This is a genomic window from Bacillus sp. 7_6_55CFAA_CT2 (assembly GCF_000238655.1).
In the GTDB taxonomy this organism is placed as follows: domain Bacteria; phylum Bacillota; class Bacilli; order Bacillales; family Bacillaceae_G; genus Bacillus_A; species Bacillus_A cereus.
The window spans coordinates 156,181-178,240 of sequence record NZ_JH414714.1; the positions used below are offsets into that span (position 1 = coordinate 156,181).

Below are 22,060 nucleotides of genomic sequence, written 5' to 3' on the forward strand. Positions count from 1 at the left end.
CTTTCTTTCCAATATGTATAAGACATATTGAGAAGAGGAGAGAAAAATGTGGATCGAGGAATTTTTAAAGAAGTTCCATTACCGTGTGCATTTTTGGATGAAGTGGCTTTAGATAGAAATATTCAATCGATTATAGAGTTAAGTGGAAATAAAAAGATTCGTATAACGAGTAAATCGTTACGCTCTGTTCCGATTATGCAAAAGATACTAGCTGCAAATGATCGATTTCAAGGTATTATGTGCTTTTCACCTAGAGAGATTTTATTTTTAATAGAACAAGGATTTAATGATTTATTGCTTGGATATCCTGCTTACGATGAAAGAGCTCTGTATGAAATTAGTTTGTTAACAAAGAAAGGTTTCATTATAACTTGTATGGTGGATTGTGAAGAGCATATTGTGTATTTAGAAAACATTGCTGAGCAATCTAAAGGATGTTTTCGTGTTTGTTTGGATATTGATATGAGTAGTCGCTTCTTTCAATTTCATTTTGGTGTACAAAGGTCCCCAGTAAAAAATGTGCAGGATGCGTTGAAAGTAGTAGAAAAGGTGAGAAGGTCATCATATTTAATGTTAGATGGTGTAATGGGATATGAAGCTCAAATTGCCGGGGTGGGCGATTATATACCGAATCAATGGTTGAAAAGTAAAGTGATTTCGTATTTAAAGCAGAAATCAGTGCTAGAAGTTAAAGAAAGAAGAGAACATATTGTAAAAGCAATACAAAACATTGGTATTGAGCTAAGGTTTGTAAATGGAGGCGGAACAGGAAGCATAAAAACAACCGAGAAAGATAATTCAGTTTCAGAGATTACAATAGGTTCTGCTTTTTATTCTCCGAAGCTGTTTGATTATTATAAAGAGGTGAAATTTCATCCAGCGGTCGGATTTGCCTTACCAGTTGTTCGTAAACCAGTCCCGTTTATTTACACTTGCCTAGGTGGTGGATATATTGCTTCAGGAGCAGTTGGAAAAGATAAAGAGCCTGAAGTTTGGAGACCGAAGGGTGCAAAATTATTAGCTTTAGAAGGTGCTGGCGAGGTACAAACGCCAATTTTTTATAACGGCGAGGAACGAGTGGATATAGGAGAGACCATTTTGTTTCGTCATAGTAAGGCTGGTGAATTATGTGAACGCTTTCCTTTTTTATATCGTGTTAAAAAAGGAGAGATTGTCGGGGAGTATTCAACATATCGGGGGGATGGCCAATGCTTTCTATAAAGGGACAAAAGTGGAGAAATTGGACAGGGAATGTAGAAGGAACGCCGCATTATACGATGTATCCAGAAAGTATACAAGATGTAGTAGAAGTTGTGGGGCTTGCGCGAAAAAAGGGAAAGAAAATTCGTGTTGTCGGTTCAGGACACTCGTTTACTCCCCTTGTGCAAACGGAAGAAGTTTTAGTTTCTTTAGATGAATTGAAGGGTATTGTGAATATTGATGCAGAGAAGATGGTTGCTGAAGTATGGGCAGGAACAAAGTTATATGATTTAGGGAAGTTACTTGAGGAAAAAGGTTATGCGCAAGAAAATTTAGGGGATATTGATTCGCAATCTATTGCAGGAGCGATTAGTACGGGGACTCATGGAACGGGTATTACCTTTGGGAGTTTATCAACACAAGTTATAGAGATTACGGCAGTTCTATCTAATGGTGAGAGTATAGTTTGTTCGGAAGCTGAGAACGTAGAATATTGGAGAGCGTTTCAGTTGTCACTTGGAATGTTAGGTATCATTGTAAAGATAAAATTGAAGGTTATTCCAGCGTATTCACTCGTTTATGAAAGTGAAAAACAGTCATTATCCACTGTAATGAACAAACTAGAAGAATATAAGAAGCATCGTCATTTTGAATTTTTCGTTTTTCCTTATTCTGATGAAGTACAAGTGAAACTTACGAACGAAACAACGAATAAAGGCAGTGATTTGAAATGGCATAAACTAAAGGTGGAGTTACTTGAAAATAGGATGTTCTCTTTACTATCTAAAGGATGTAAATGGTTTCCTTCTATAAGTAAAGGCGTGAGTCGGTTATCAGCTAAAGCTGTACCAAACACAAAAATAATTGGCCCGTGCTATGAAGTATTTGCTACATCACGTACGGTGCCATTTTATGAAATGGAGTATAGCATTCCTTCAAAGTATATGAGGACGGTTGTAGAAGAAATCTCAAATCTTATTGAAAAGAAAAAGTATAAGGTGCACTTCCCAATCGAATGCCGCTATGTGAAAGGGGATGATATATGGCTTAGTCCGGCCTATGGAAGAGATTCAGCATATATCGCTGTTCATATGTATAAAGGTATGAAATATGCTGCTTACTTTGGCGAAGTGGAAAAGATTTTTCTAAAGTATGAAGGGCGTCCACATTGGGGGAAAATGCATACATTATCGTATGAACAATTACAATATATATATCCAGAGTTTCATTCGTTTTTACAGGTGAGGAAATCTCTAGATGAACTTGGAATGTTTTTTAATCCTTATGCGGAGAAGTTATTTATCCCGCTATTTGTCAGGCAGTAAGACCCCTACGTCAAAATTCAGTGGAAGCAAAGAAGTTAGGTGAGGGCTGATTAAAGTTTCACATTATGTATATAGAAAAAGCTGACAAATAATTATTTGTCAGCTTTTTTTAGTGTAATTGCATTTCTTGTATGACTAATATGTTCATAAAATAGTAGTTTATCCCGGCTAAATACATGTAGTAAAACATGAATAATAAATAGGCCGTTAATGATGAATAAGAATAACAATGTAACGAGTAATACTAAAGGCTCTGTGTGATTTAAAATAGAGCTACTAGAAAGAATATAATTGATTCCGCCTAACGCAAAATAAAATATACCGTAGCGAATAAATAGTTCTTTTAATGTAATACGATTTGATTTTCCTTTCACGTGAATGCGAAGCAATGCTTTCCCAATTGTTTTTCCGTTAGTAAAGTATGGAATAATAATAAAGTAAATAAGGATTGAACACGTAATGAAAATGAGTTCATACATATTGGTGTAAGATTGCATATTAGAAACGAAGAAAGAATTTCCTTTGTTTTTAACGACAGGTACGACGATAGATAAGAAAATCCAATCAATTTGCATCGCGATAAGGCGACGAATGAATCCGACTGGTTTCGTTTCCAAATCAATATGACTATCTAACTCGTTTGTCTTCGGAAGGAAGTACGTAAATATTGGTGCAATGATAAAACCAATTACGCCACCTAATGTATTTAAAAACAAATCATCGATATCAAATAATCGGTATGCACAATTGTATATACCGTATAATCCAGTCACTTGTGTTAGCTCGAAAAATAGTGAAAGGAAAAAGGAAATGCAAATTGTTTGTAAGAAACTACGTCGGAAATAATAACGTAAGTAAATACCGAATGGAACAGTTAATAGAACGTTAAAGGCAACTTGTAAAAACGCAGACTCTTTTAATAAGTAGAAATAAGTAGCTGGTTTCGTTAAAACTGCCGATGTATGACTACTAATCTCTTGTATGAAATAAAATGGTGCGAGTTGCATGTGTTGTGTATTAGCCGGTTGTAGGCTACAAGTATCAAACGTTTGTGGCAACGGCAAAATAACAAGAAAATAGGCATTTAATAAGTAAAGTAATAATGAGTATAAAATAAATGAGCGCCATTTATTTAAATAACCGTATTTTCGATAATTAAATATTAAAAAAGGGATTAAAAGAAACATTGCTAAAAAAGGAAATAAAATAAATGCTGTTTTCACTGGAAATAAATATGCAGTCAAAGTAAAACTCCTTTCAATAAAAATTCGTTTATCATTATAGCGCTAAAAATATTTAAATACAAAGTTAAAACCTTTCGAAATAGAAAAAATTACTAACTTGATAGGAATTAAGTTATAATAAATTAATATAAGGATATTGTGATTATATAAGTTGAGAGAGGGTACAAGAGATGCGATATGAACTTTTTTCTGTAAGTGGGGATCATATTACGACTTTTGAAAGTGCATGGCGTTTTCAGGAGGGAGAACAGATTTTTGTTCATGATGATCAAACAAAACGAAACTTTATTATTATTCGGCTGACGCATGATGTATTTCAAGAAAATAAACATGTTATTCGTTTGTATTGTCAAGAGAAGAAAGTGTATGCATAGGAGAAGCCCTCTTACAGTATGAAAAGTAAGAGGTCCTTATCTCGTTATTTGTGAACAGCCCAATTGATGAGGGCTGATTAAAGTTTCACTTTATCATTTTGGCCCTCGTAAGGAATAAAAAGAGAAGGGTTAATGCACATAGGTAGCATTTGATTTGGAAGAAAGGATATAGCCTTGTATTTTGTGCTTCAAAGTTTCATTGCCTTCTTTTTGAGAAAGCCATGTATGGTAATCTTGTTGTGTTTTCCATAACATACGAATCATATACTCTGCCTTATCATTTGTACGATGAACAGGTGAAAACTCTATGTTAATACAACCGTTCGTTCCGGGGAAAGGATAATATTGTTTAAGCCCATAAAGTAGCTCATTTTCATATTCGTACTTAATGTGAATGAGTTTAGTAACTATAAACATATAAACACCTCTTTTACGATAATAGTAGGAAAGATAGAATTACTGTAATAGTGAATTCGATAAATATTATACTATTCTGAAAATTATAAGCGAATAATAGGTTTTAACTGAATAAAGGTATAAAAAAGCGAGTCATTCTATTACACTAGATGACTCGCTTTTAATTTGTAAGTTTTACTTTATAAGAAAATAAGAGTAAGTACACCTACGATAATACAATAGAAAGAGAAATATTTTAAATTTCCTTTTGCCATAATGTTCATAAACCATTTTAGTGAAATATACGTCATGATAAATGTTGCGATGAATGCAACGACATATGGTACGAATAATGTGTCTAGATTTGGGTCATTTGCAATGTCTGTAATGCTTAACAATAAGCCACCTAAGCTAACAGGAATGTATAGTAAGAATGAGAAGCGAAGAGCTGTTTCTTGCTTCATACCAAGTAACATTGCTGCTACGATTGTGGCACCAGATCGGCTTATTCCGGGAATCAGTGCACAAGCTTGTGCTAATCCGACGATGATTGCATCTTTCATAGAAAGGTCGCCATCATTTTTACGACCGCGTAAATTTCTAATAATCCAAAGGCCGACAGCAGTAATAAGAAGGGAAACCCCAACCATCTTCACACCTTTTAAGTACTGATCGATGTAATCTTTAAATAAAACACCAATAACACCTGCTGGAATGGTTGCAATAACAAGATAAATAATAAAGAAGAAATCTGATTTTGCGTCTTCTGCTCTTGTAAATATATAAGAGAGACCATTCTTCGTTAGACGAATTAAATCATTTCTATAAATAAGTAATACAGCTAATAATGAAGCTGAATTAACAAGTAGTTCGAAGCTAAACCCTTCTATTTTTAGTCCTAGCAAATGTTGTGCTAAAACGAGATGACCACTTGAAGAAATCGGAATTGGTTCTGTTAGTCCTTGGAACAGACCGAGAATTAAATATTTTAAAACGTAGTAAAATTGTTCCATAATAACCTCCTTGTTTATTAGTTGAAAGAAACAACTTTTCCATTATAACAAAGATATGGATGAATATTGAAAAGAAATAAATATTCAAAATAAAATAAAAATCCCTTATAGCAGTATAAGGGATTCTTAATTTTAATTAAGAAGTCACTGTTCCTTGAAGACTTTTAGATAATTGAACATCGACTTTTTCAGCATCATGAATATGATTCATAATAGTAGTATTTAATTTTTGGAACATTTGTTGTGTGTTAGCGAATTCTCGTAATATGTCATCATTACAAGACTTTTGGTTTTCGATAGCCTTAATAACATTTGTAGCACCATTTTGTAACGTTTGAATCATAACTAAAATATTTTCAATTCTAGCATTTGTATCGGCGCTCATTTCTACACCTTCATCGACTAAATGTAAATTATCTTTTGTGTTATCATATGCTTTTTCAATTTCTTCTTGTATTTTTTTCGTTAAGTTGCCGATGTTTTTTGTACTTTCTGCTGTACTTTCCGCTAGTTTTCTTACTTCATTGGCAACGACGGCGAATCCTTTACCGTGCTCTCCAGCACGTGCGGCTTCAATACTCGCATTTAATGCAAGTAAATTTGTTTGTGCTGCAATGTTTTGAATGACTTCTACAATTTGCTCGATTTCCTTTGAGCGTTCGCTTAGATGATTCATACTATTAGACGTGCGTTGAGATTGTTCACCTAATTTATTAATTACAATAAGTAAACGGTGAACGGATTCTTTTCCTTCATTAGAGCAGTCAATAATTTCTGCAATAGACTGAATTAAGCTTTGTTCCTTTTGTAACATTTCATTATTTAACTCATTGGAATGTGTCGTACGTGTTGAAACATTTTCGAAACATGAACTTAACTGTTGAACTAAATTTTGAAGTGTATTATGTTGGTTATTTACAAGTTGATGCTCTTGGATAACGCTTTGTACACGATCGTGGATAGTAGAAATAGTCTCTTGCTTTTCGATATCTTTTTGTTTTAATTCTGCTTCTAATTCTTGTATACGCTCTTCTAATTGAGCAATTGTATGTTGGAGTGATTTTTTTTGAGTAAACATGTATTTATTTCAACCGCCTTCGAAAGTTATATTTTCTCTATATTTGGATTTTAGCATCTTTTGTATTTTTTAAATATAGGAATTGTTAAATATTTAAGAATCTATTACATTTTATTCATAATTCTCTTTTTTTCGTCACGAAAAATAAACTGTATTTAATCGTTTTGTAAACAAACTGTAAAATAAATCATGTATAACTGTATAAGAAGGGAGTCGGATTATGAACTATTTTAAGCGAATCAGCTGTCTAGTATTAGCAGGAATTATCGGTCTTTCTAGTACAGTCGCTGTTAAAGCAGAGTCAAACGACGAGAAACTTAACAACATGCAACAGCAATTGCAACAAAACGATGCAGAAATGAAAAAGAAAGAGCAAGAGAAGCAAGCTGTTAGTAAAGAAATTAAAGGTATCGAAAACGAACTACATAATTTAAATAATACAATTGCAAAAAATAAAGAGGATCAAGCTGCTATTCAACGTAAAATCGATGAAACACATAAGCAGATTGAGCAAAAAAAGCAAGAAATTGTCGTTTTGGAGGATAAAGTCCTTGCTCGTAAAGATATTATGAGAAAACGTATGGTTTCTGTTCAAAACAGTTCAAATACAAGTTTAGTAGTAGAAGTTGTAGTAGAGTCAAAAAACTTTGCAGACTTCTTACAACGTATGAACGCAGTTTCTACTATTCTAGAAGCTGATAAAGAAATTTTACGTCTACAAGAACAAGATCTTCGTCAAATTGAAGAGGACAAGAAAACAATTGACGAAAAAGAAGCATCTTTAGTAGTAGACAAACAAAAATTAGCAAAAGCGCAAGCTGAACTGCAAGATAACTTGAAAAAACGTCAAGATAACTTACAAACAGTTCAAGCTAAATATAATGAAGTTGCAAGTCAACTTAATTTAGCAGCGGAAGAAAAAGCTAAAATTGAATCAAATATGAAGACAGTACAAGAAACGATTGCTCGTGAGCAAGAAGCAGCAAGAATCGCAGCGGAAGAGCGTGCAAAAGCAGAAGCGGCTGCAAAAGCAGAGCAAGAAGCTTTAGCGAAAGCACAAGCAGAAATTGCTGAAAAGCAAAAGCAGGAAAAAGCTAGTAAACCAGCTGAACCAGTTGCTAATAATAATTCGAAGGTAGAACCTACCAAACCTGCACAACCTGAACCACCTTCTAAGCCAACTGCTGGTGGGAAAGAAATTTATGTAGAAGCTACAGCTTATACAGCTGATCCAGCGGAAAATGGTTATGCACCAGGTCAACAAGTATTTTCTGCATGGGGACACTATAACTTAACTGCAAACCCAGGAATGAAATTAATTGCTGTAGATCCAAATGTTATTCCATTAGGTAAGACTGTAAATGTTGAAGGTTATGGAGTAGCAATTGCAGCCGATACTGGTGGAGCTATTAAGGGGCATAGAATTGATGTTTTAATGCCAGATAAAGGTTCATCAAGTAGTTGGGGCAGAAGAACAGTTAAAGTTACAATTTTAAACTAACACGTAATCCAACTTTACAATACGTAGAGTTGGATTTTTTTATAATAATAATGTTAAGTTGAGTTTACATTTTGTTAAGGATAGCATACAATAATGGTGAGAGGTGGTAAATTTGACCATTTTAAACAGAGTAAAAGAATTAAGAGCTCGTTTTAACTTTACGCAAAGCGTATTAGCAGAAAAGGTTGGAGTAACGAGACAAACAATTGCAGCAATTGAAAAAGGGGATTACGTTCCTTCGTTGTTATTGGCACTTACGATTTGTGATGTGTTCCAGTTAAAGATGGAAGATGTGTTTGTTTTAAATAAGGAGGGAGAAGAGGATGAATAGAATTGTTTTTTCTTATATTATAAATGTACTCTATACTGCACTAGCATGTTGGACATTTGTTGAATTTTATAGTGTTATTACAGAGTTAGCAGATATAATTAAAAACGAGAAATTCCCATTTGAAGTATGGTTTAATGGAGTACCATTCATTTTATTATTTATTGGAGCAATTATAGTTACAATTTTTTATAGAATTCAAAAGAAAAAATATAAGAATTTATCTTTTTGGATGTATCCATTATTATTTCCGCTAGAAGATGAACGTGAAAAAGCGATTACGGATAAAGCTTGCCGAACAACATTTGTATCGTTATGGTTTGTGTTACCTTGTGCAGTTGGATTTTTAACTTTTTCGCCTATTATTAATGAATATCTTCCTGGATACCCATTATATATTCTATTTTCTATTTTCTTTATTCAAATGACAGTATTTCACGTATCACTATACAGAAATAAATTAGCTTAAAAAGAAACCTTCTTGCACCGGCAAGAAGGTTTCTTTTCAGCTAATACTTGTACATATGACGATATTATTTTATCATTTTATATAGAGTAAGATTTTGTAAGGGAAAGGAACTGTGTATGAATAAGCAAAGAATTTATAGTATAGTAGCAATTCTGCTATTTGTTGTAGGTGGCGTGTTAATTGGAAAGCCATTTTATGATGGATATCAGGCTGAAAAGAAACAGACTGAAAATGTGCAGGCTGTTCAAAAGATGGATTATGAAAAGCATGAGACGGAATTTGTAGATGCCTCCAAAATTAATCAACCAGACTTGGCGGAAGTAGCGAATGCATCATTAGATAAGAAACAAGTAATTGGTCGTATTTCGATTCCAAGTGTTTCAGTAGAACTGCCTGTTTTAAAAGCTTCTACTGAAAAAAACTTATTATCAGGTGCAGCGACAGTAAAAGAGAATCAAGTTATGGGAAAAGGAAATTACGCATTAGCAGGACATAATATGTCTAAAAAAGGTGTTTTATTTAGTGATATAGCTTCTTTGAAAAAAGGCGATAAAATTTATTTGTATGACAATGAAAATGAATATGAGTATGCGGTTACTGGTGTATCTGAAGTGACTCCTGATAAGTGGGAAGTTGTAGAGGATCATGGGAAAGATGAGATAACGCTTATTACATGTGTATCTGTAAAGGATAATTCTAAGCGTTATGTTGTTGCTGGTGATTTAGTAGGAACGAAGGCGAAGAAGTAAAAAAGAAGGTGAACTCTTTAAAGAGTTCACCTTCTTTTTTACTAATGTTGAGAAATAATAGAATATTTCGGTTCGTATTTAAGTATTCTTCTATTTATGTATAATAAAGTTAGAATTCTATATTTTGGGAGGAACAAGAGTGAGACAACAGGTGAAGAAACTTCTTTTAACAACGAGTATAGCGTTATTGGTAGCTCCAATTTCAGCTTATGCGCATCCAGGGCGTACAGATGCTAATGGCGGACATACATGTCGTACAAATTGTGAGAAGTGGGGATTACAGTACGGGGAATATCATTATCACAATAAACCAGCTTCTAGTAGTGGCGCAACGAGCCCAGCTCCTAGTCAGAATAATAATAGTGCTGTAGAAGCTGAGAGACAAGCAGAAGCACAGCGCAATACTGAGGCTGAAAAACAACGTGCTGCAGAAGCACAGCGTAAAGCTGAAGAAGAGAGACAACGTGTAGCCGAGGAACAAAGAAAAGCTGAAGAGGCACGTAAGCAAGAGGAAGCGCAGCGCCAAGCTGATATGGAAAAAGGTCAACTTGAAGGTCAAAAGAATGGAGAAACTGATTTTAAAGCAGGAAAAAATGATGCAGAAGTGCATGTAGCTGGAAAATCTGATGCATATAAACAAGCGTTTAAAGCGACTTATGCAGCCGCATGGTCTTTAGAAGAGCAGAAGAAAACGCATTTTGAAAAAGGAAAAGAACAAGGTTTAGCACAAGAGACGATGGACGATAGTCAAGTTGCTCCAGAGTTTAAGGTAAACTTTGCAGACGGGTTCAAAGTAGGGAATAAAGAAAGAACAGAAAAAATTGAAAAAGAGCAAGCTGAATTAGGGGAAAAGACAGGGAAAGAACTAGCTGAAAAGAATCCTGAAAATAGAGAGAAAGAAGTATACGTGAAGGCATATGAAACAGCGTATGAAAAAGGCTATAAGTCTACAAAAAAGGCAGTAGAAAAGGCTGGCTATAAGTATGCATTTGAAAACTATGATTTAAAAGTTCCTGCTAAGTATGAACGAAATGAATTGTTAAAGAAGTGGTTTACTGAAGGATTTAAATCGAATAAAAAAGCAGCGGAAATTCGAGAAGAAGGGTATAAAAAAGGAGACAGCTGGTTCTCATTCTTCTATAAGAGTTTCGTACCAAGTGAATATAAAGAACATAAAGAGCTGTACGAACAAGCAATAGAAAAAGGTAAAACAGCATAAAAAAGATGAGGAGAAATTCCTCATCTTTTTTAATCCATCCATTTCACTAATTTCTTAGAAATTAATAATAAAACACAGCCTAATACAATTGCCACAGCGCCAATAACTGTGAATACTTCAGCGTATCCAAGTGAAGTTGTGAAGCTTGCGAGTTGTCCGCCTAAAATGTTGGCGATACCTGAACTTGCTAGCCATACACCCATTAATAAAGATGCTAATTTTACCGGAGCAAGCGCACTAACCATTGATAGTCCGACAGGTGATAAGAATAGCTCACCTAACGTATGGAAAAGATACGTAAAGACGATAAACAGTAAGTTTGCTTTTTCTGTAATGTTATGTTCATCACTACCTGTTTTTAATGTAGCGATAACGAGAATGATATAACCGATACCGAGTAAGATCATACCAAGTCCCATTTTAGTTGGGATTTTTAAATCACCCTGCTTGCGAGTTGCAAGTTTTGCCCATAATGCAGAAATGACTGGAGCAAGTAAAATAATAAATAATGGATTGACCGATTGGAACCAAGATGTTGGAACTTCCCATCCGAACACAGAGCGGTCTACAAATTTGTTTGTATATAATGTTAATGAGCTACCAGCTTGTTCAAAGCCAGCCCAGAAGAAGACAACGAAGCATGTTAAAATGACGATAACTGCGGTACGTTGTTTTTCTTTTTTGTTAACGGTGTATCTCCTACTGATGGTTGTCCAGCAGCTGTTTGTAAATCACGAGTTGGTTTTTTACCGATATTACCAAGGAAGCGATTTGATAGTGTTGTAAATAAAATTTGTCCAATGATCATTCCGATTGAAGCGGCTAAGAAACCGTAACGGAATCCGTAATGTACAACGCCATCAACTGTTGTTTTGAATAAATTTTCTGATAAAAATCCGCAAACGAGTGGAGCTAAAAATGACCCGACGTTAATACCCATATAGAAAATGGTAAATGCACTATCACGTTTTGGATCGTTCTCTTCGTATAATTCTCCAACCAGTGTAGAGATGTTCGGTTTGAAGAATCCGTTACCTATAATAATAAGCGCTAATCCGAGGTATAGGCCTAATTGGTTTTGCAAGGCAAATAGTGTAAGGTTACCGATTGCCATTGTTATACCACCAATTGTGATTGCTTTTCGTCTACCTAGAAAACGGTCTGTTAAGTAGCCACCAATCATTGGTGTGAAATAACAGGCTCCAGTATAAAATCCGTAAATAGAGAGTGCCCATGCGGGACTAAACCCAAGACCACCGCTTACTAAAGCTGTCGTTAAATATAATGTTAATAATCCTCGTAATCCATAGTAACTAAATCTTTCCCACATTTCTGTAAAGAAGAGTAAGTATAAACCTGGAGGATGTTTCTTTTTTCTTTGTTGTTCTCTTTCTAGTTGTATCGCTGATTCCATGTTATTTTCCTCCTGACACAAACAAAAACAAAGTTAATAATTTTGTACATTTAATATTTTACCTTATTAACTATTATAAGTCAATAAAGGTTGATTTTTCAGAAGAAATTGGAAAAGAGGAATAGCTATAGAATGGGTGTTTCTTTTGTGATAGACTATGGACTATGTTTTCTTTGTAAGGAAGCGGGTTATTGTACTTTTTATATGTGAAATTGATTTCATAAAAGATGAAATTAAAGAAGGAGAAAGAAATGAAATTGTTACAGAAAAAAGAAATTTTACTTATTAGCCTTATGTTATTCTCTATGTTCTTTGGAGCAGGGAATCTTATATTTCCACCTTTCCTTGGATATGAAGCAGGAGAACATGTTTGGATTTCATTAGTAGGATTTATTATATCAGCAACAGGTCTTCCTATATTAGGTGTTATCTCCATTGCAAAAGCAGGAAGTTTTCAAACGTTAGCGGGTAGGGTTCATTCTTCATTTGCAATTATTTTTCCATGTATCGTGTATGTATTTATTGGACCTGGGCTTGGTATACCACGTGCGGGAAGTTTAGCTTTTGAAATGGGGCCAGGTCAGTTATTCCCTGAAGCAGGAAGCGGACTATTGTTGTTTTACACAGTTATTTTCTTTAGTATTGTTTACTGGTTAAGTTTATCTCCATCTAAATTAATGGGATTGTTTGGAAAAGTATTGACGCCGTTATTATTATGTATGATTGCACTTATTTTTATAAAGAGTATGTTTACACCGGTAGGAGATATGAAAGAACCAATAGGGAACTATGGACAAGCTCCTATGTTTCAAGGGTTTTTAGATGGATATTTAACAATGGATGCGTTAGCTGCTTTAATCTTTGGAATTGTTATTGCAAATGCATTACGTGCAAAAGGTATTGAAGATGATAAAAGTTTAGCGAAATATATGAGTATTGCTGGCATTGTGGCAGGATTATTATTATCGATTATTTATGTCATCCTTGGATATGTGGGGGCAATTAGTGGCTCATTAGGAACATTCGATAACGGTGCGAAAGTGTTAGCGCAAGTTATGACTACATTATTTGGGCAGGGCGGAGTCGTTTTATTAGGTCTTATTTTTACTATCGCATGTTTATGTGTTTCAATTGGACTTGTTACGTCTTGTAGTCAATTTTTTGCGAGTGCATTTCCGAAAGTATCTTATAAAGTGTGGGCATTTATAGTAAGCGTTGTTAGTATGATCTTAGCTAATTTAGGATTAACGCAAATTTTAAAAGTATCAGTTCCAATTCTTGGATTTATTTATCCAATTGCATTAACTCTTATTATTCTAGGGTTATTCCATAAGTATATTGGAAAGTATGCATACGTATATGCAGTAACTGTTTTGGTTGTAGCGATATTTAGTGCAATTGATATTTTAAATAAAAATGTAATGATGAATCAGTGGACGTCAGCATTAAAATACATTCCGTTTTATACAGAAGGTGTTGGGTGGATTGTTCCAGCTATTGTAGGCATGTGTCTTGGTTTCATCGTTAGCATTGTTTTAAATAAGAATAACTGAGTAAAAAGGTGTTTTCCGATTTTGGAAGACGCCTTTCTTTTTTTGGAAAAAATACTATTGAAAATGAATAGACTAAGAGTATGATAAAGATAATTGGTAATATATAGGTTTAATGAGAGTTACAAATGAGGGGGGAGCGTATGAAGAAGGATTTGGATAAGAAAATAGAAGCACTCGAAACGGCAATTGAAACAATTCAAGAAGCACTTGCTGAATTGAAAGTGAAGCAAAGGGAAATAGAAGTAGAAAACGCTCAGCAACATGTTAGTAAGAACAAGAAAGAATATATTGAAACGGTAATGGAGGAAAAGCCAAAAGAAGAAATAGTTAAGATAAAAGAGCCTTTGCAAGAACGTGAGGTAAAACAAGTAGATATATCTGCTTTTAAACCAGAGCCATTTAATATTATTAAGTTTTGTCAAACATGGTTACCGCGTGTATTTGTCGGTATTATGTTGCTTGGAGTGATCTGGTTATTTAAAGCAGGGGTAGATGCTGGCTTATTAACACCAGCGATACGAATTGTGTTTGGTATCGCATTATCTATCGGGTTGTATTATATAGGAGATATTCAAATTAAAAGAGAGCGGCAAGCGTTAGGATTAGTATTAGCTGGAGGAAGTATTACCGGGATTGTTCTAACAACGTTTGCAGCACATTATTTATATGGATTTATTCCGGCAAGTGTCGCGTTTCTCTGTAATATTGCATGGGTTATTTTAGGTATTTATTTAGCGAAAAGATATCAATCGGAATATCTCACTATTTTCGTAGCGGTCGGAGCGTTCTTCGTACCATTCTTGTTAAATAGTACGACTCCTAATCCTTATATTTTCTTTGGATATGAGACAGTATTAACACTTAGTTTATTATGGTATGCGTTGAAAAATCGTTATAAATACTTATATATGATTTCTTACGCTGTTGCTGCCATTGTCCTTTTCGTTTTCTTTGCTGTTATGTCAATGTTAGTAGAGAACTTGCAAATACAGTTAACGATTGTATATGGTTTGATTCATTTACTATTATTTTGGCATATGTTTACGGAGAGAAGTTTTATACTAGAACCACGTTTGGCGATATTTAGTGCAAATGCAGTGTTCTTTATACTAGCTATTTCAAAAATACCTGATTTTACAACATGGGGATTAATTATTAGTGCAATCGTGCATGCCGCTATGTTCGTATTTGAATATAGGAAAAATAGACATTCTACATTTACAAATCTCTTATTTGGTTTCGCAATGGGAGCATTTAGTTTAGCAATTTTATATGAGTATAGTTTAGTGAATGCAGCGATTGTACTATTATTACAAGGTTTCCTCGGCATGGTCACTTCTATTAAAGTAAAACAACAGATAAAATTGTATGTTAGTGCGACGGTTTACGCAATTGGAATGATACAGACTATTTTTAGCCCGTTTGATCAATTTATTTCGGCAGGCTTTGTTGCTCATCTTATTTTAATAGGAACGTTCTATTATTGCATGAGAGAAGCGAAAGAAGTATTAGCGAGCTTCGGCAAATATATGTATTCTATAGTGCTCTATTGGTTTATGATAATTGTATTTATTACAATTACGAGAATCGGTGAAGTTTTATCTACAGATGGAAGCGTAATTAGTGTATCAGTATCGTTATTATGGATGGTATATGCATTATTTGCGGTTTGGTTTGGAAGAAATAGAAATATGAATGAAATATTATATGCTGGTTTAGTCGTTTTAGTCGTAACGGTAGGGAAGTTATTCTTACTTGACTTACCAGAGGTATCGATGATGATTAGGGCAGTGTTATTCCTAATCGTCGGTAGTATAGGTATCGTTATTTCAAGAATGTTTTTCTCGAAGGAAGAGAAGTGAGAAGAAGGCAATCCATGTATGGATTGCCTTTTTTATTATTTCTTATTAATTGTTACAGTTTCATTATATTTCGTTGTTGTATTTTGGCGTAGACGAAGCGTTGCTTGTCCAATTGTATTTGAATCAATCTGTACATTTACAACTTTCTCAGCAGAGCCTAAGCTGTTTGTTGTGAAAGAAAATGCACTACTATATCCAAAAGTAGATGGCCAAGTGCCGTTTGCATTTTGTACTTTAGCCACTTGTGTTCCACCAGTAGTGAAGATACCTAAAGAATAGTTGTTATACGTTGTATTAGGTAGTAAGTTGTTTACTTGAATCTTCATTTGGAAAATTTCATTGTTTGGTAGAATGCTAGGGTGTGTAACGACGTAGTCGCTTGTTGTTACCGCACCGTTATAACCGTATGAACCTGGTTTAAAAGTATTTGTATTAAACCATTGATAACCTGCATTTGGTGCACTCCAAGGTTCAGGTTGTGGTTCTGTTGATAAGCTTGGCTGTTCAAATGTTTGTAGAGCTGTAGGTGAATCAAGTTGTAAACCATTTACTTGATCTAAACTTGTAAATGTCTCTTTATTTGATAACCAATTTACGATGTTTTCTAATAAGATAGCATCGTTTTCTTCTTTATAACCATCGTAAGTTTTCTTTGTTTGGCCAGAATCTTCACGAACGTACTTTGGCGTAGCATCTTCAACAGGAGAAGAGTCACCAATAAAGGCAGCTTTTCCAAGTCCTACTTTTGCAATTGCAGCATATGGGCCTTCTGCAATACCACCGCCATTATAAACGCCGCTATCAACAGCGTTATTCCATTTTGATGGATTTTCTGGAAGGTAAACAAGTCCTTTTGCTAGTTTTGGATTTGTAATTGCCAGAGTAGAACCAGCATGCATTGCTACAGACGAAACACCTTTTGTAATTCCGAAAGATTGTTCAGGCGATACAATTGTTTTCGCTGAAACATCACCAAGTGCATTGTAGCGGAAGCGAATACCGAAGTTGTCAGAGAGCCAATCAGAGCTTTCTACTCCTTGCATAGCTTGTGAATTTGTTTCTTCATTAGACATTCCTTTTGCTGGATTATCCCAAGCACCGCGTCTATATCCATTAAATACTTCAGAAGAGTCCCAGCGATTTTTATTACGATCTGCATTGTAATGATCAGCAATAAAGAAGATACTACCACCATTTTTTACATATTGTAACATAGCGTCCTGCTCAGATTTTTTGTAAGGAATATTAGCTTCTGGAACGATAAATACATTGTAATCTTTTAAATCTTCGTACGTAATAGGTGTTGATTTACGAAGTTCCTTTACGTGATATCCGTTTTTTGCAATGCCGTTTCCGAAGTCAGAAAAGCCGCCGTCAATAACCCAGTCAGCTGTCCCAGCAGTTTGACCGTGTGTATTATCAAATAATACTTTCTTCCCATTGTTTTGATTTACAACTTTTGCAGCAATTTCAGGAGCTGGGTCTACAGAGCTTTCGGCATAAGTAGACGGTATGAACGAGGTCCCTATACTTAGTGTAATTGCTGTTGCTAAAGAAAATGTAATCCATTTTTTATTCTTCATAGAAGAATCCCCCTAATAATAAATATATGTGCTTTAATAATGTAATTTATTTTTCTGTAAAAATAAAGACGGAAAACATAAAAAATATTAAAAGATTGTAAAAATACCGTGAATTTTGTTGAGAAATATTTATATAGATATAAAAACATCCCTTCCAAGTAATAAGGAAGGGATGTTTTGCTTAACTAATTTTTGAGTTAGGTGTTTCATCAATCTTATGAAACCCTTTCATGTAATATACGATTGCTAAGCCGATAAGCCAAATTGGGCCGACAATCAATGCAATTCGTGTATCTTCTGAATACGCCATTATACATAAGACTAGTGCAAGGAAGGCAAGTGAGAAATATGAGCTTAATGGGTATAAAGGCATTTTATATGATAACTTTTGTTTATTTTGAGTAGGCAAGCTTTTACGGAATTTAATTTGAGCGACTAATATAATGCCCCAAGTCCAAATTGCACCAAAAGTTGAAATGCTAGTAAGCCATGTAAATACCTTTGCAGGTACGAGATAGTTTAATATAACACCAATGAGTAAAACGATAGCAGTTGCTACAATTCCTTGGCTTGGAATACCGTTTTTATTTAAACGACCAAATCTTTCAGGAGCTTTTTTCTGCTGAGCTAATGTATATAGCATACGGCCTGTACTAAATAAACCACCGTTACAAGAAGAAAGAGCTGCTGTTAATACGACAAAGTTAATAATACCTGCTGCTTTTGCGATACCAATTTGCTGGAATGTTAATACAAATGGACTGCCTTTCTCACCAAGTTCGTTCCATGGATAAATTGCCATCATAACGAATAATGCCCCAACGTAAAAGAGTAGAATTCTCCAAAATACGTTATCAATTGCCTTTGCGAGTGTTTTCTTCGGATTTTGAGCCTCACCAGCTGTAACACCGATTAATTCAACGCCTAAATAAGCGAATAGTACCATCTGCATGGAGAGTAGTAACCCAGAAAATCCATTTGGGAACCAGCCACCATGTGACCAAAGATTTGAAATACCAGTAGCGATACCACCGTTTCCGAATCCGAATAAAATAATACCAGCTCCGACTACTATCATACAGATAATTGTGACAATTTTAATGAGAGCAAACCAAAACTCAAGTTCTCCAAATACTTTTACCGATAAGAAGTTAAAAGCGCTCATTAATAATAGAGCAAGTAATGCCCAAGTCCATCGCGGGATATCAGGGAACCAGTACTGCATGTAAATGCCAGCTGCTGTAATTTCAGCCATACAAGTAACAACCCATAAGAACCAGTAATTCCAACCAGTAATATAACCAGCGAGTGGTCCAATATAATCATATGCATATTTACTAAAAGAACCAGCAACAGGTTGTTCAATTGCCATTTCCCCAAGCGCTCGCATAATGAAAAAAATAACGAGACCGGCAATCATATAGCCTAGCAAAATAGAAGGACCTGCTAGTTTAATGGCGGAAGCGGATCCTAAAAATAGCCCAACGCCAATAGCTGAGCCCAGTGACATTAAAGTAATATGTCGTTCTTTTAAACCACGATTTAAAGTTCCAGATTTGTTTGTGTGCTGCATAAGAAGAATCCCCCTTGTAGAGTGAACGATATTTGAATGTGTTTATTAAATATTTAACTATTTCAAATTATAAAACAATTCTATCTGTTATGCTACAAAAATAATCATAATAAACTGTACTACATCTGTACTTGTCAGACTTAAACTTAAAATTCGAACTATTAGGGAATATATTGACTCTTCTTTTTATTGATTGTTAAGATTAAGTATTATATTTTCTCACATACTAGTAAGAAAAAGAATGTGTGATAATAATTCAGGTGTAGGAAGGGTACATAAGCATGTTTCAATTACAAAAATATAACACTTCTGTGAAGCAAGAGTTTTTAGCTGGCATCACAACTTTTTTTACATTTGCGTATATTCTTGTCATCAATCCAAAAATATTATCTGATGCAGGTGTACCATTTGACCAAGCGTTTACAGCAACAATTATTGCAACCGTTGTTGGAACAGTAGGTATGGCGATTTTCGCGAATTACCCGATTGTTATTGCTCCAGCTATGGGAATGAATGCATATTTTGCTTATTCTGTTGTACAGAAGGCAGAAGGGATTACATATGTAGTTGCCTTTTCAGCTGTATTTGTAACGGGGATTATTTTTCTTTTATTATCTTTTACTTCGTTTAGGCAAAAGTTAATTTTAGCAATTCCTGATAGTTTAAAGCATGCAATTGCAGGTGGAATTGGACTATTTATTGCTTTTATTGGATTGCGCCTTTCTGGAATTATCGTGGATCATCCGTCTAATTTAGTTACGATTGGTGATTTTCATTCTCCAGCTGTTATTTTAACTTTAATTGGTTTAATATTAGCGGCGGTATTAATGACATTGCGTGTGAGCGGTGCATTATTTATTAGTATGATTGTGACAGGAATTATTACCTTCTTTACAGGGCAATTGAAGTTTGCTGATAAAATTGTGGCGATGCCTCATTTACCAGAGGGTATCATCGTTTCAAACCCAATCAATGCCTTTTCAGATGTAATTGAATACGGATTATACGGCGTTGTATTTTCATTTTTACTTGTACTTTTATTCGATACAACAGGTGCATTACTCGGTTTAATTACAGACAATACAGAGAAGCGTTTTGGTAAAGCGTTTATTGCAGATGCAATTGGCGGGACTACAGGTTCTATCTTTGGAACAAGCCCAACAGCAGCGACGATTGAATCATCAGCAGGTATTGCTGCAGGTGGTAAAACTGGATTAACAGGAATTGTAGTTGTTGGTCTAACAATTATAACGGCATTTTTTAGTCCTGTTATTGCTTCTTTATCAAGTGTAGCCGCTATTACAGCTCCTTCATTAATTATAGTAGGTAGTTTAATGGCACAAAGCATTCGAGATATTAATTGGAATGAATTTGAAGATGCGTTACCAGCATTTTTAATTTTTATAGGTATTCCGTTAACATCTAGTATTGCAAATGGAATCGCAATTGGATTTTTAGTATATCCAGTCTTGAAAATTGTGAAGGGTAAAGGGATGGAAGTACATCCATTACTATACTTATTTGCATTCTTATTTGGATGTCATTTATTCTTATAATATAAATATAGGAGAGGGCCTTCTTATGGGAGGCTCCCTTTTTGTGTATAATAAAGTGAAACTATGGGCAGTAGGGGATATCCTCACTGTGTATTAGCCCGCACCAATCGGGATAAGATGAAAACTTAATTGATTTTGTAAAATATAAATTACTTAATGGAATGTATATGTTACAATATAGATAGAGGAGGAACATGAATGGCTGTAAGTAAAATAAAAGTCGCGCGTGTTCAGTTAGATTTAACACAGCAACAATTAGCAGAAAAAGTAGGCGTTACAAGGCAAACGATTAGTTTAATTGAGAAGGGGAAATACAATCCATCTTTAGATTTATGTTTAAAAATTTGTTATGCAGTAGATAAAACGTTGAATGATTTGTTTTGGGAGGAAAAGGAGTGGTAGGATGAAAATCGTGAAAGATGAACGTTTAATGATTGAAGGGTTAAAACATATTAGATTAGCTTTCATCTTACAAAATATCGTCATACTAGCTATCGTCTTTTACCGCTATGTCTTGCAAGGGGCAGGATATGAAAGTGTTTCGGATTTATTAATGGTATTTATGGGCGGGATAATAATTATTAACTTTTTAAATCTGAAAAATTCAGTGGAAGTGTATGAGCATACGGGCGGAGTGTCGCGTCGTTATTTTATGAAGCTATTATTCATTCCGGTGGGTATTATTATTGGGATTTTAGCTATTTGTATCGTTGTAACACCAGATATTTCGATAAAGGAAATTAGTATGACAGGACTTATTATGTTTGCTTGTTTTTTAGTTCCTAGTTTGTTTATATACATATATATGAAAAAATAAAAAGAGAAGATTGAAATATAAGAAAGGCTTTCCCGTATTGAGGAAAGCTTTTCTTATATCTTTTTATACAAAACTTTATGAAGGCCAATTGGTTCAATTTCAAAAATTTCACCATGCTCCTGAAAGCCTAATCGCTTGTAATAGTCAGTTACAGTAATTCGGCCATTACACCATAACATATTTGCTTGACGCTCTTGTAAGATTTGTTCTGCATTCTGAATTAAGGAGCTTCCAGCGTGGTTGTTTCGAAACTCAGGTAATGTGGCCATTCCTCGTAGACGATAATGAATACCGGCTGGTAGGTCAGGGTATATTTCTTTTGAGAAGGAAGCGATACTAATTAGTTCATCGTTTATAAATGCGCCTAAGTGGAAGGTGTCTGTTTCATAATCGGAAGGATATTTACAATCTGCTAATGTTTGATTGGGGCGTAAAATTTTTTGACGTAATACGTAAGTTTCAGATCCCTCAATATTTTTCACGATAATCATATTAACATCCTTTCTTATAAGGCCTTTTCTGTTAATTGTATAAAGAAATAAGCAGGTGCGGCGAGAAGTCCGAGTATGCTAGCAGTTCCGAGAAGGAGTGAAAGTAGGAGGCAAGAATATTTTATTCCATTCGATTTTTTCCATCCGTAACTACAAATCTCAATACTAACACCGATGAGAATAATGGCAACGAGTATTTCTGCTAATAATAAAAGAGCTAAAGTTACAATAGACATAATGTGATCCATCCTCATAATATGTGATAGTAACATTTTACCATATGAAGTTAAAAAAATGCCCTCAATTATGTGAGGG

Annotated in this window: 20 protein-coding genes and 2 pseudogenes; 13 read left to right on the forward strand and 9 right to left on the reverse strand. The window is 34.6% G+C overall.

Features of this window, described 5'->3' with window-relative positions:
• Nucleotides 1-48 precede the first annotated feature (48 nt).
• Together HMPREF1014_RS26430 and HMPREF1014_RS26435 are read left to right on the forward strand one after the other, a co-directional pair.
• Nucleotides 49-1,221, forward strand: a complete 1,173-nt coding sequence (locus HMPREF1014_RS26430) for an amino acid deaminase/aldolase (protein ID WP_000373780.1) — start codon at nucleotides 49-51, stop codon at nucleotides 1,219-1,221.
• Nucleotides 1,209-2,525, forward strand: a complete 1,317-nt coding sequence (locus HMPREF1014_RS26435; protein ID WP_000948948.1) for a D-arabinono-1,4-lactone oxidase — start codon at nucleotides 1,209-1,211, stop codon at nucleotides 2,523-2,525. The genes HMPREF1014_RS26430 and HMPREF1014_RS26435 overlap by 13 nt, the downstream gene beginning before the upstream one ends.
• Before the next feature lie 92 nt (nucleotides 2,526-2,617).
• Here HMPREF1014_RS26435 and HMPREF1014_RS26440 read toward each other — a convergent pair whose 3' ends face one another.
• Nucleotides 2,618-3,769, reverse strand: coding sequence for a VanZ family protein (locus HMPREF1014_RS26440; protein WP_000128013.1), 1,152 nt, complete (start codon nucleotides 3,767-3,769; stop codon nucleotides 2,618-2,620).
• Between the two features lie 170 nt (nucleotides 3,770-3,939).
• Here HMPREF1014_RS26440 and HMPREF1014_RS26445 point away from each other — a divergent pair, with 170 nt between their 5' ends.
• Nucleotides 3,940-4,143, forward strand: a complete 204-nt coding sequence (locus HMPREF1014_RS26445) for a hypothetical protein (protein WP_001268331.1) — start codon at nucleotides 3,940-3,942, stop codon at nucleotides 4,141-4,143.
• Between the two features lie 129 nt (nucleotides 4,144-4,272).
• Here HMPREF1014_RS26445 and HMPREF1014_RS26450 read toward each other — a convergent pair whose 3' ends face one another.
• The 3 genes and pseudogenes from HMPREF1014_RS26450 to HMPREF1014_RS32700 all read right to left on the reverse strand — a co-directional run.
• A complete protein-coding gene (locus HMPREF1014_RS26450) occupies nucleotides 4,273-4,560 on the reverse strand; it encodes a hypothetical protein (RefSeq protein WP_000471237.1) in 288 nt (95 codons plus the stop codon).
• Between the two features lie 179 nt (nucleotides 4,561-4,739).
• Nucleotides 4,740-5,552: an undecaprenyl-diphosphate phosphatase gene (locus HMPREF1014_RS26455; protein ID WP_000434796.1), complete on the reverse strand. Its 813-nt coding sequence runs from the start codon at nucleotides 5,550-5,552 to the stop codon at nucleotides 4,740-4,742.
• A 136-nt stretch (nucleotides 5,553-5,688) separates the two neighbouring features.
• A pseudogene (locus tag HMPREF1014_RS32700) lies at nucleotides 5,689-6,219 on the reverse strand (methyl-accepting chemotaxis protein); the annotation flags it as partial.
• 631 nt (nucleotides 6,220-6,850) lie between these two features.
• On the opposite strand from HMPREF1014_RS32700, the gene HMPREF1014_RS26465 reads away from it, so the two are divergent.
• The 5 genes from HMPREF1014_RS26465 to HMPREF1014_RS26485 all read left to right on the forward strand — a co-directional run bounded on the left by HMPREF1014_RS26465 (nucleotide 6,851) and on the right by HMPREF1014_RS26485 (nucleotide 10,896).
• Entirely contained in the window at nucleotides 6,851-8,131 is a 1,281-nt protein-coding gene (locus tag HMPREF1014_RS26465; RefSeq protein WP_001105774.1) for a 3D domain-containing protein, read from the forward strand.
• Between the two features lie 112 nt (nucleotides 8,132-8,243).
• Entirely contained in the window at nucleotides 8,244-8,462 is a 219-nt protein-coding gene (locus HMPREF1014_RS26470; protein WP_000154019.1) for a helix-turn-helix transcriptional regulator, read from the forward strand.
• Nucleotides 8,455-8,928, forward strand: a complete 474-nt coding sequence (locus HMPREF1014_RS26475; RefSeq protein WP_001080043.1) for a DUF2178 domain-containing protein — start codon at nucleotides 8,455-8,457, stop codon at nucleotides 8,926-8,928. The genes HMPREF1014_RS26470 and HMPREF1014_RS26475 overlap by 8 nt, the downstream gene beginning before the upstream one ends.
• Nucleotides 8,929-9,044: 116 nt before the next feature.
• The gene (locus tag HMPREF1014_RS26480; protein ID WP_001041724.1) at nucleotides 9,045-9,677 is read left to right on the forward strand and encodes a class A sortase; all 633 of its coding nucleotides are present in this window, start codon (nucleotides 9,045-9,047) and stop codon (nucleotides 9,675-9,677) included.
• 139 nt (nucleotides 9,678-9,816) lie between these two features.
• On the forward strand, nucleotides 9,817-10,896 hold the full coding sequence (locus tag HMPREF1014_RS26485) for a YHYH domain-containing protein (RefSeq protein WP_001249811.1): 1,080 nt from the start codon (nucleotides 9,817-9,819) through the stop codon (nucleotides 10,894-10,896).
• A 29-nt stretch (nucleotides 10,897-10,925) separates the two neighbouring features.
• Here HMPREF1014_RS26485 and HMPREF1014_RS26490 read toward each other — a convergent pair.
• Nucleotides 10,926-12,310: pseudogene (locus HMPREF1014_RS26490) on the reverse strand (peptide MFS transporter).
• A 251-nt stretch (nucleotides 12,311-12,561) separates the two neighbouring features.
• Here HMPREF1014_RS26490 and brnQ1 point away from each other — a divergent pair.
• Nucleotides 12,562-13,863, forward strand: a complete 1,302-nt coding sequence (gene brnQ1, locus HMPREF1014_RS26495) for a branched-chain amino acid transport system II carrier protein BrnQ1 (RefSeq protein WP_000771700.1) — start codon at nucleotides 12,562-12,564, stop codon at nucleotides 13,861-13,863.
• Nucleotides 13,864-14,003: 140 nt separating this feature from the next.
• Nucleotides 14,004-15,725 (forward strand): DUF2339 domain-containing protein, encoded by a 1,722-nt coding sequence (locus HMPREF1014_RS26500; protein ID WP_000710923.1) that lies wholly within the window; start codon nucleotides 14,004-14,006, stop codon nucleotides 15,723-15,725.
• A 35-nt stretch (nucleotides 15,726-15,760) separates the two neighbouring features.
• Here the strand turns inward: HMPREF1014_RS26500 and HMPREF1014_RS26505 are convergent, their stop codons facing one another.
• A complete protein-coding gene (locus HMPREF1014_RS26505) occupies nucleotides 15,761-17,308 on the reverse strand; it encodes a hypothetical protein (protein ID WP_000791510.1) in 1,548 nt (515 codons plus the stop codon).
• A gap of 181 nt (nucleotides 17,309-17,489) precedes the next feature.
• Nucleotides 17,490-18,881, reverse strand: a complete 1,392-nt coding sequence (locus HMPREF1014_RS26510) for an amino acid permease (RefSeq protein ID WP_001164895.1) — start codon at nucleotides 18,879-18,881, stop codon at nucleotides 17,490-17,492.
• Between the two features lie 281 nt (nucleotides 18,882-19,162).
• Here HMPREF1014_RS26510 and HMPREF1014_RS26515 point away from each other — a divergent pair, with 281 nt between their 5' ends.
• From HMPREF1014_RS26515 to HMPREF1014_RS26525, 3 genes are all read left to right on the forward strand, one after another.
• Nucleotides 19,163-20,437, forward strand: a complete 1,275-nt coding sequence (locus tag HMPREF1014_RS26515; RefSeq protein ID WP_000487196.1) for an NCS2 family permease — start codon at nucleotides 19,163-19,165, stop codon at nucleotides 20,435-20,437.
• Between the two features lie 198 nt (nucleotides 20,438-20,635).
• Nucleotides 20,636-20,839: a helix-turn-helix transcriptional regulator gene (locus HMPREF1014_RS26520; RefSeq protein WP_000301183.1), complete on the forward strand. Its 204-nt coding sequence runs from the start codon at nucleotides 20,636-20,638 to the stop codon at nucleotides 20,837-20,839.
• Between the two features lies 1 nt (nucleotide 20,840).
• On the forward strand, nucleotides 20,841-21,254 hold the full coding sequence (locus HMPREF1014_RS26525) for a hypothetical protein (RefSeq protein WP_000706628.1): 414 nt from the start codon (nucleotides 20,841-20,843) through the stop codon (nucleotides 21,252-21,254).
• A gap of 53 nt (nucleotides 21,255-21,307) precedes the next feature.
• Here HMPREF1014_RS26525 and HMPREF1014_RS26530 read toward each other — a convergent pair whose 3' ends face one another.
• Nucleotides 21,308-21,745, reverse strand: a complete 438-nt coding sequence (locus HMPREF1014_RS26530) for a GNAT family N-acetyltransferase (protein WP_000587680.1) — start codon at nucleotides 21,743-21,745, stop codon at nucleotides 21,308-21,310.
• Between the two features lie 14 nt (nucleotides 21,746-21,759).
• The gene (locus tag HMPREF1014_RS26535; RefSeq protein WP_044129536.1) at nucleotides 21,760-22,017 is read right to left on the reverse strand and encodes a DUF4022 family protein; all 258 of its coding nucleotides are present in this window, start codon (nucleotides 22,015-22,017) and stop codon (nucleotides 21,760-21,762) included.
• Nucleotides 22,018-22,060 lie beyond the last annotated feature (43 nt).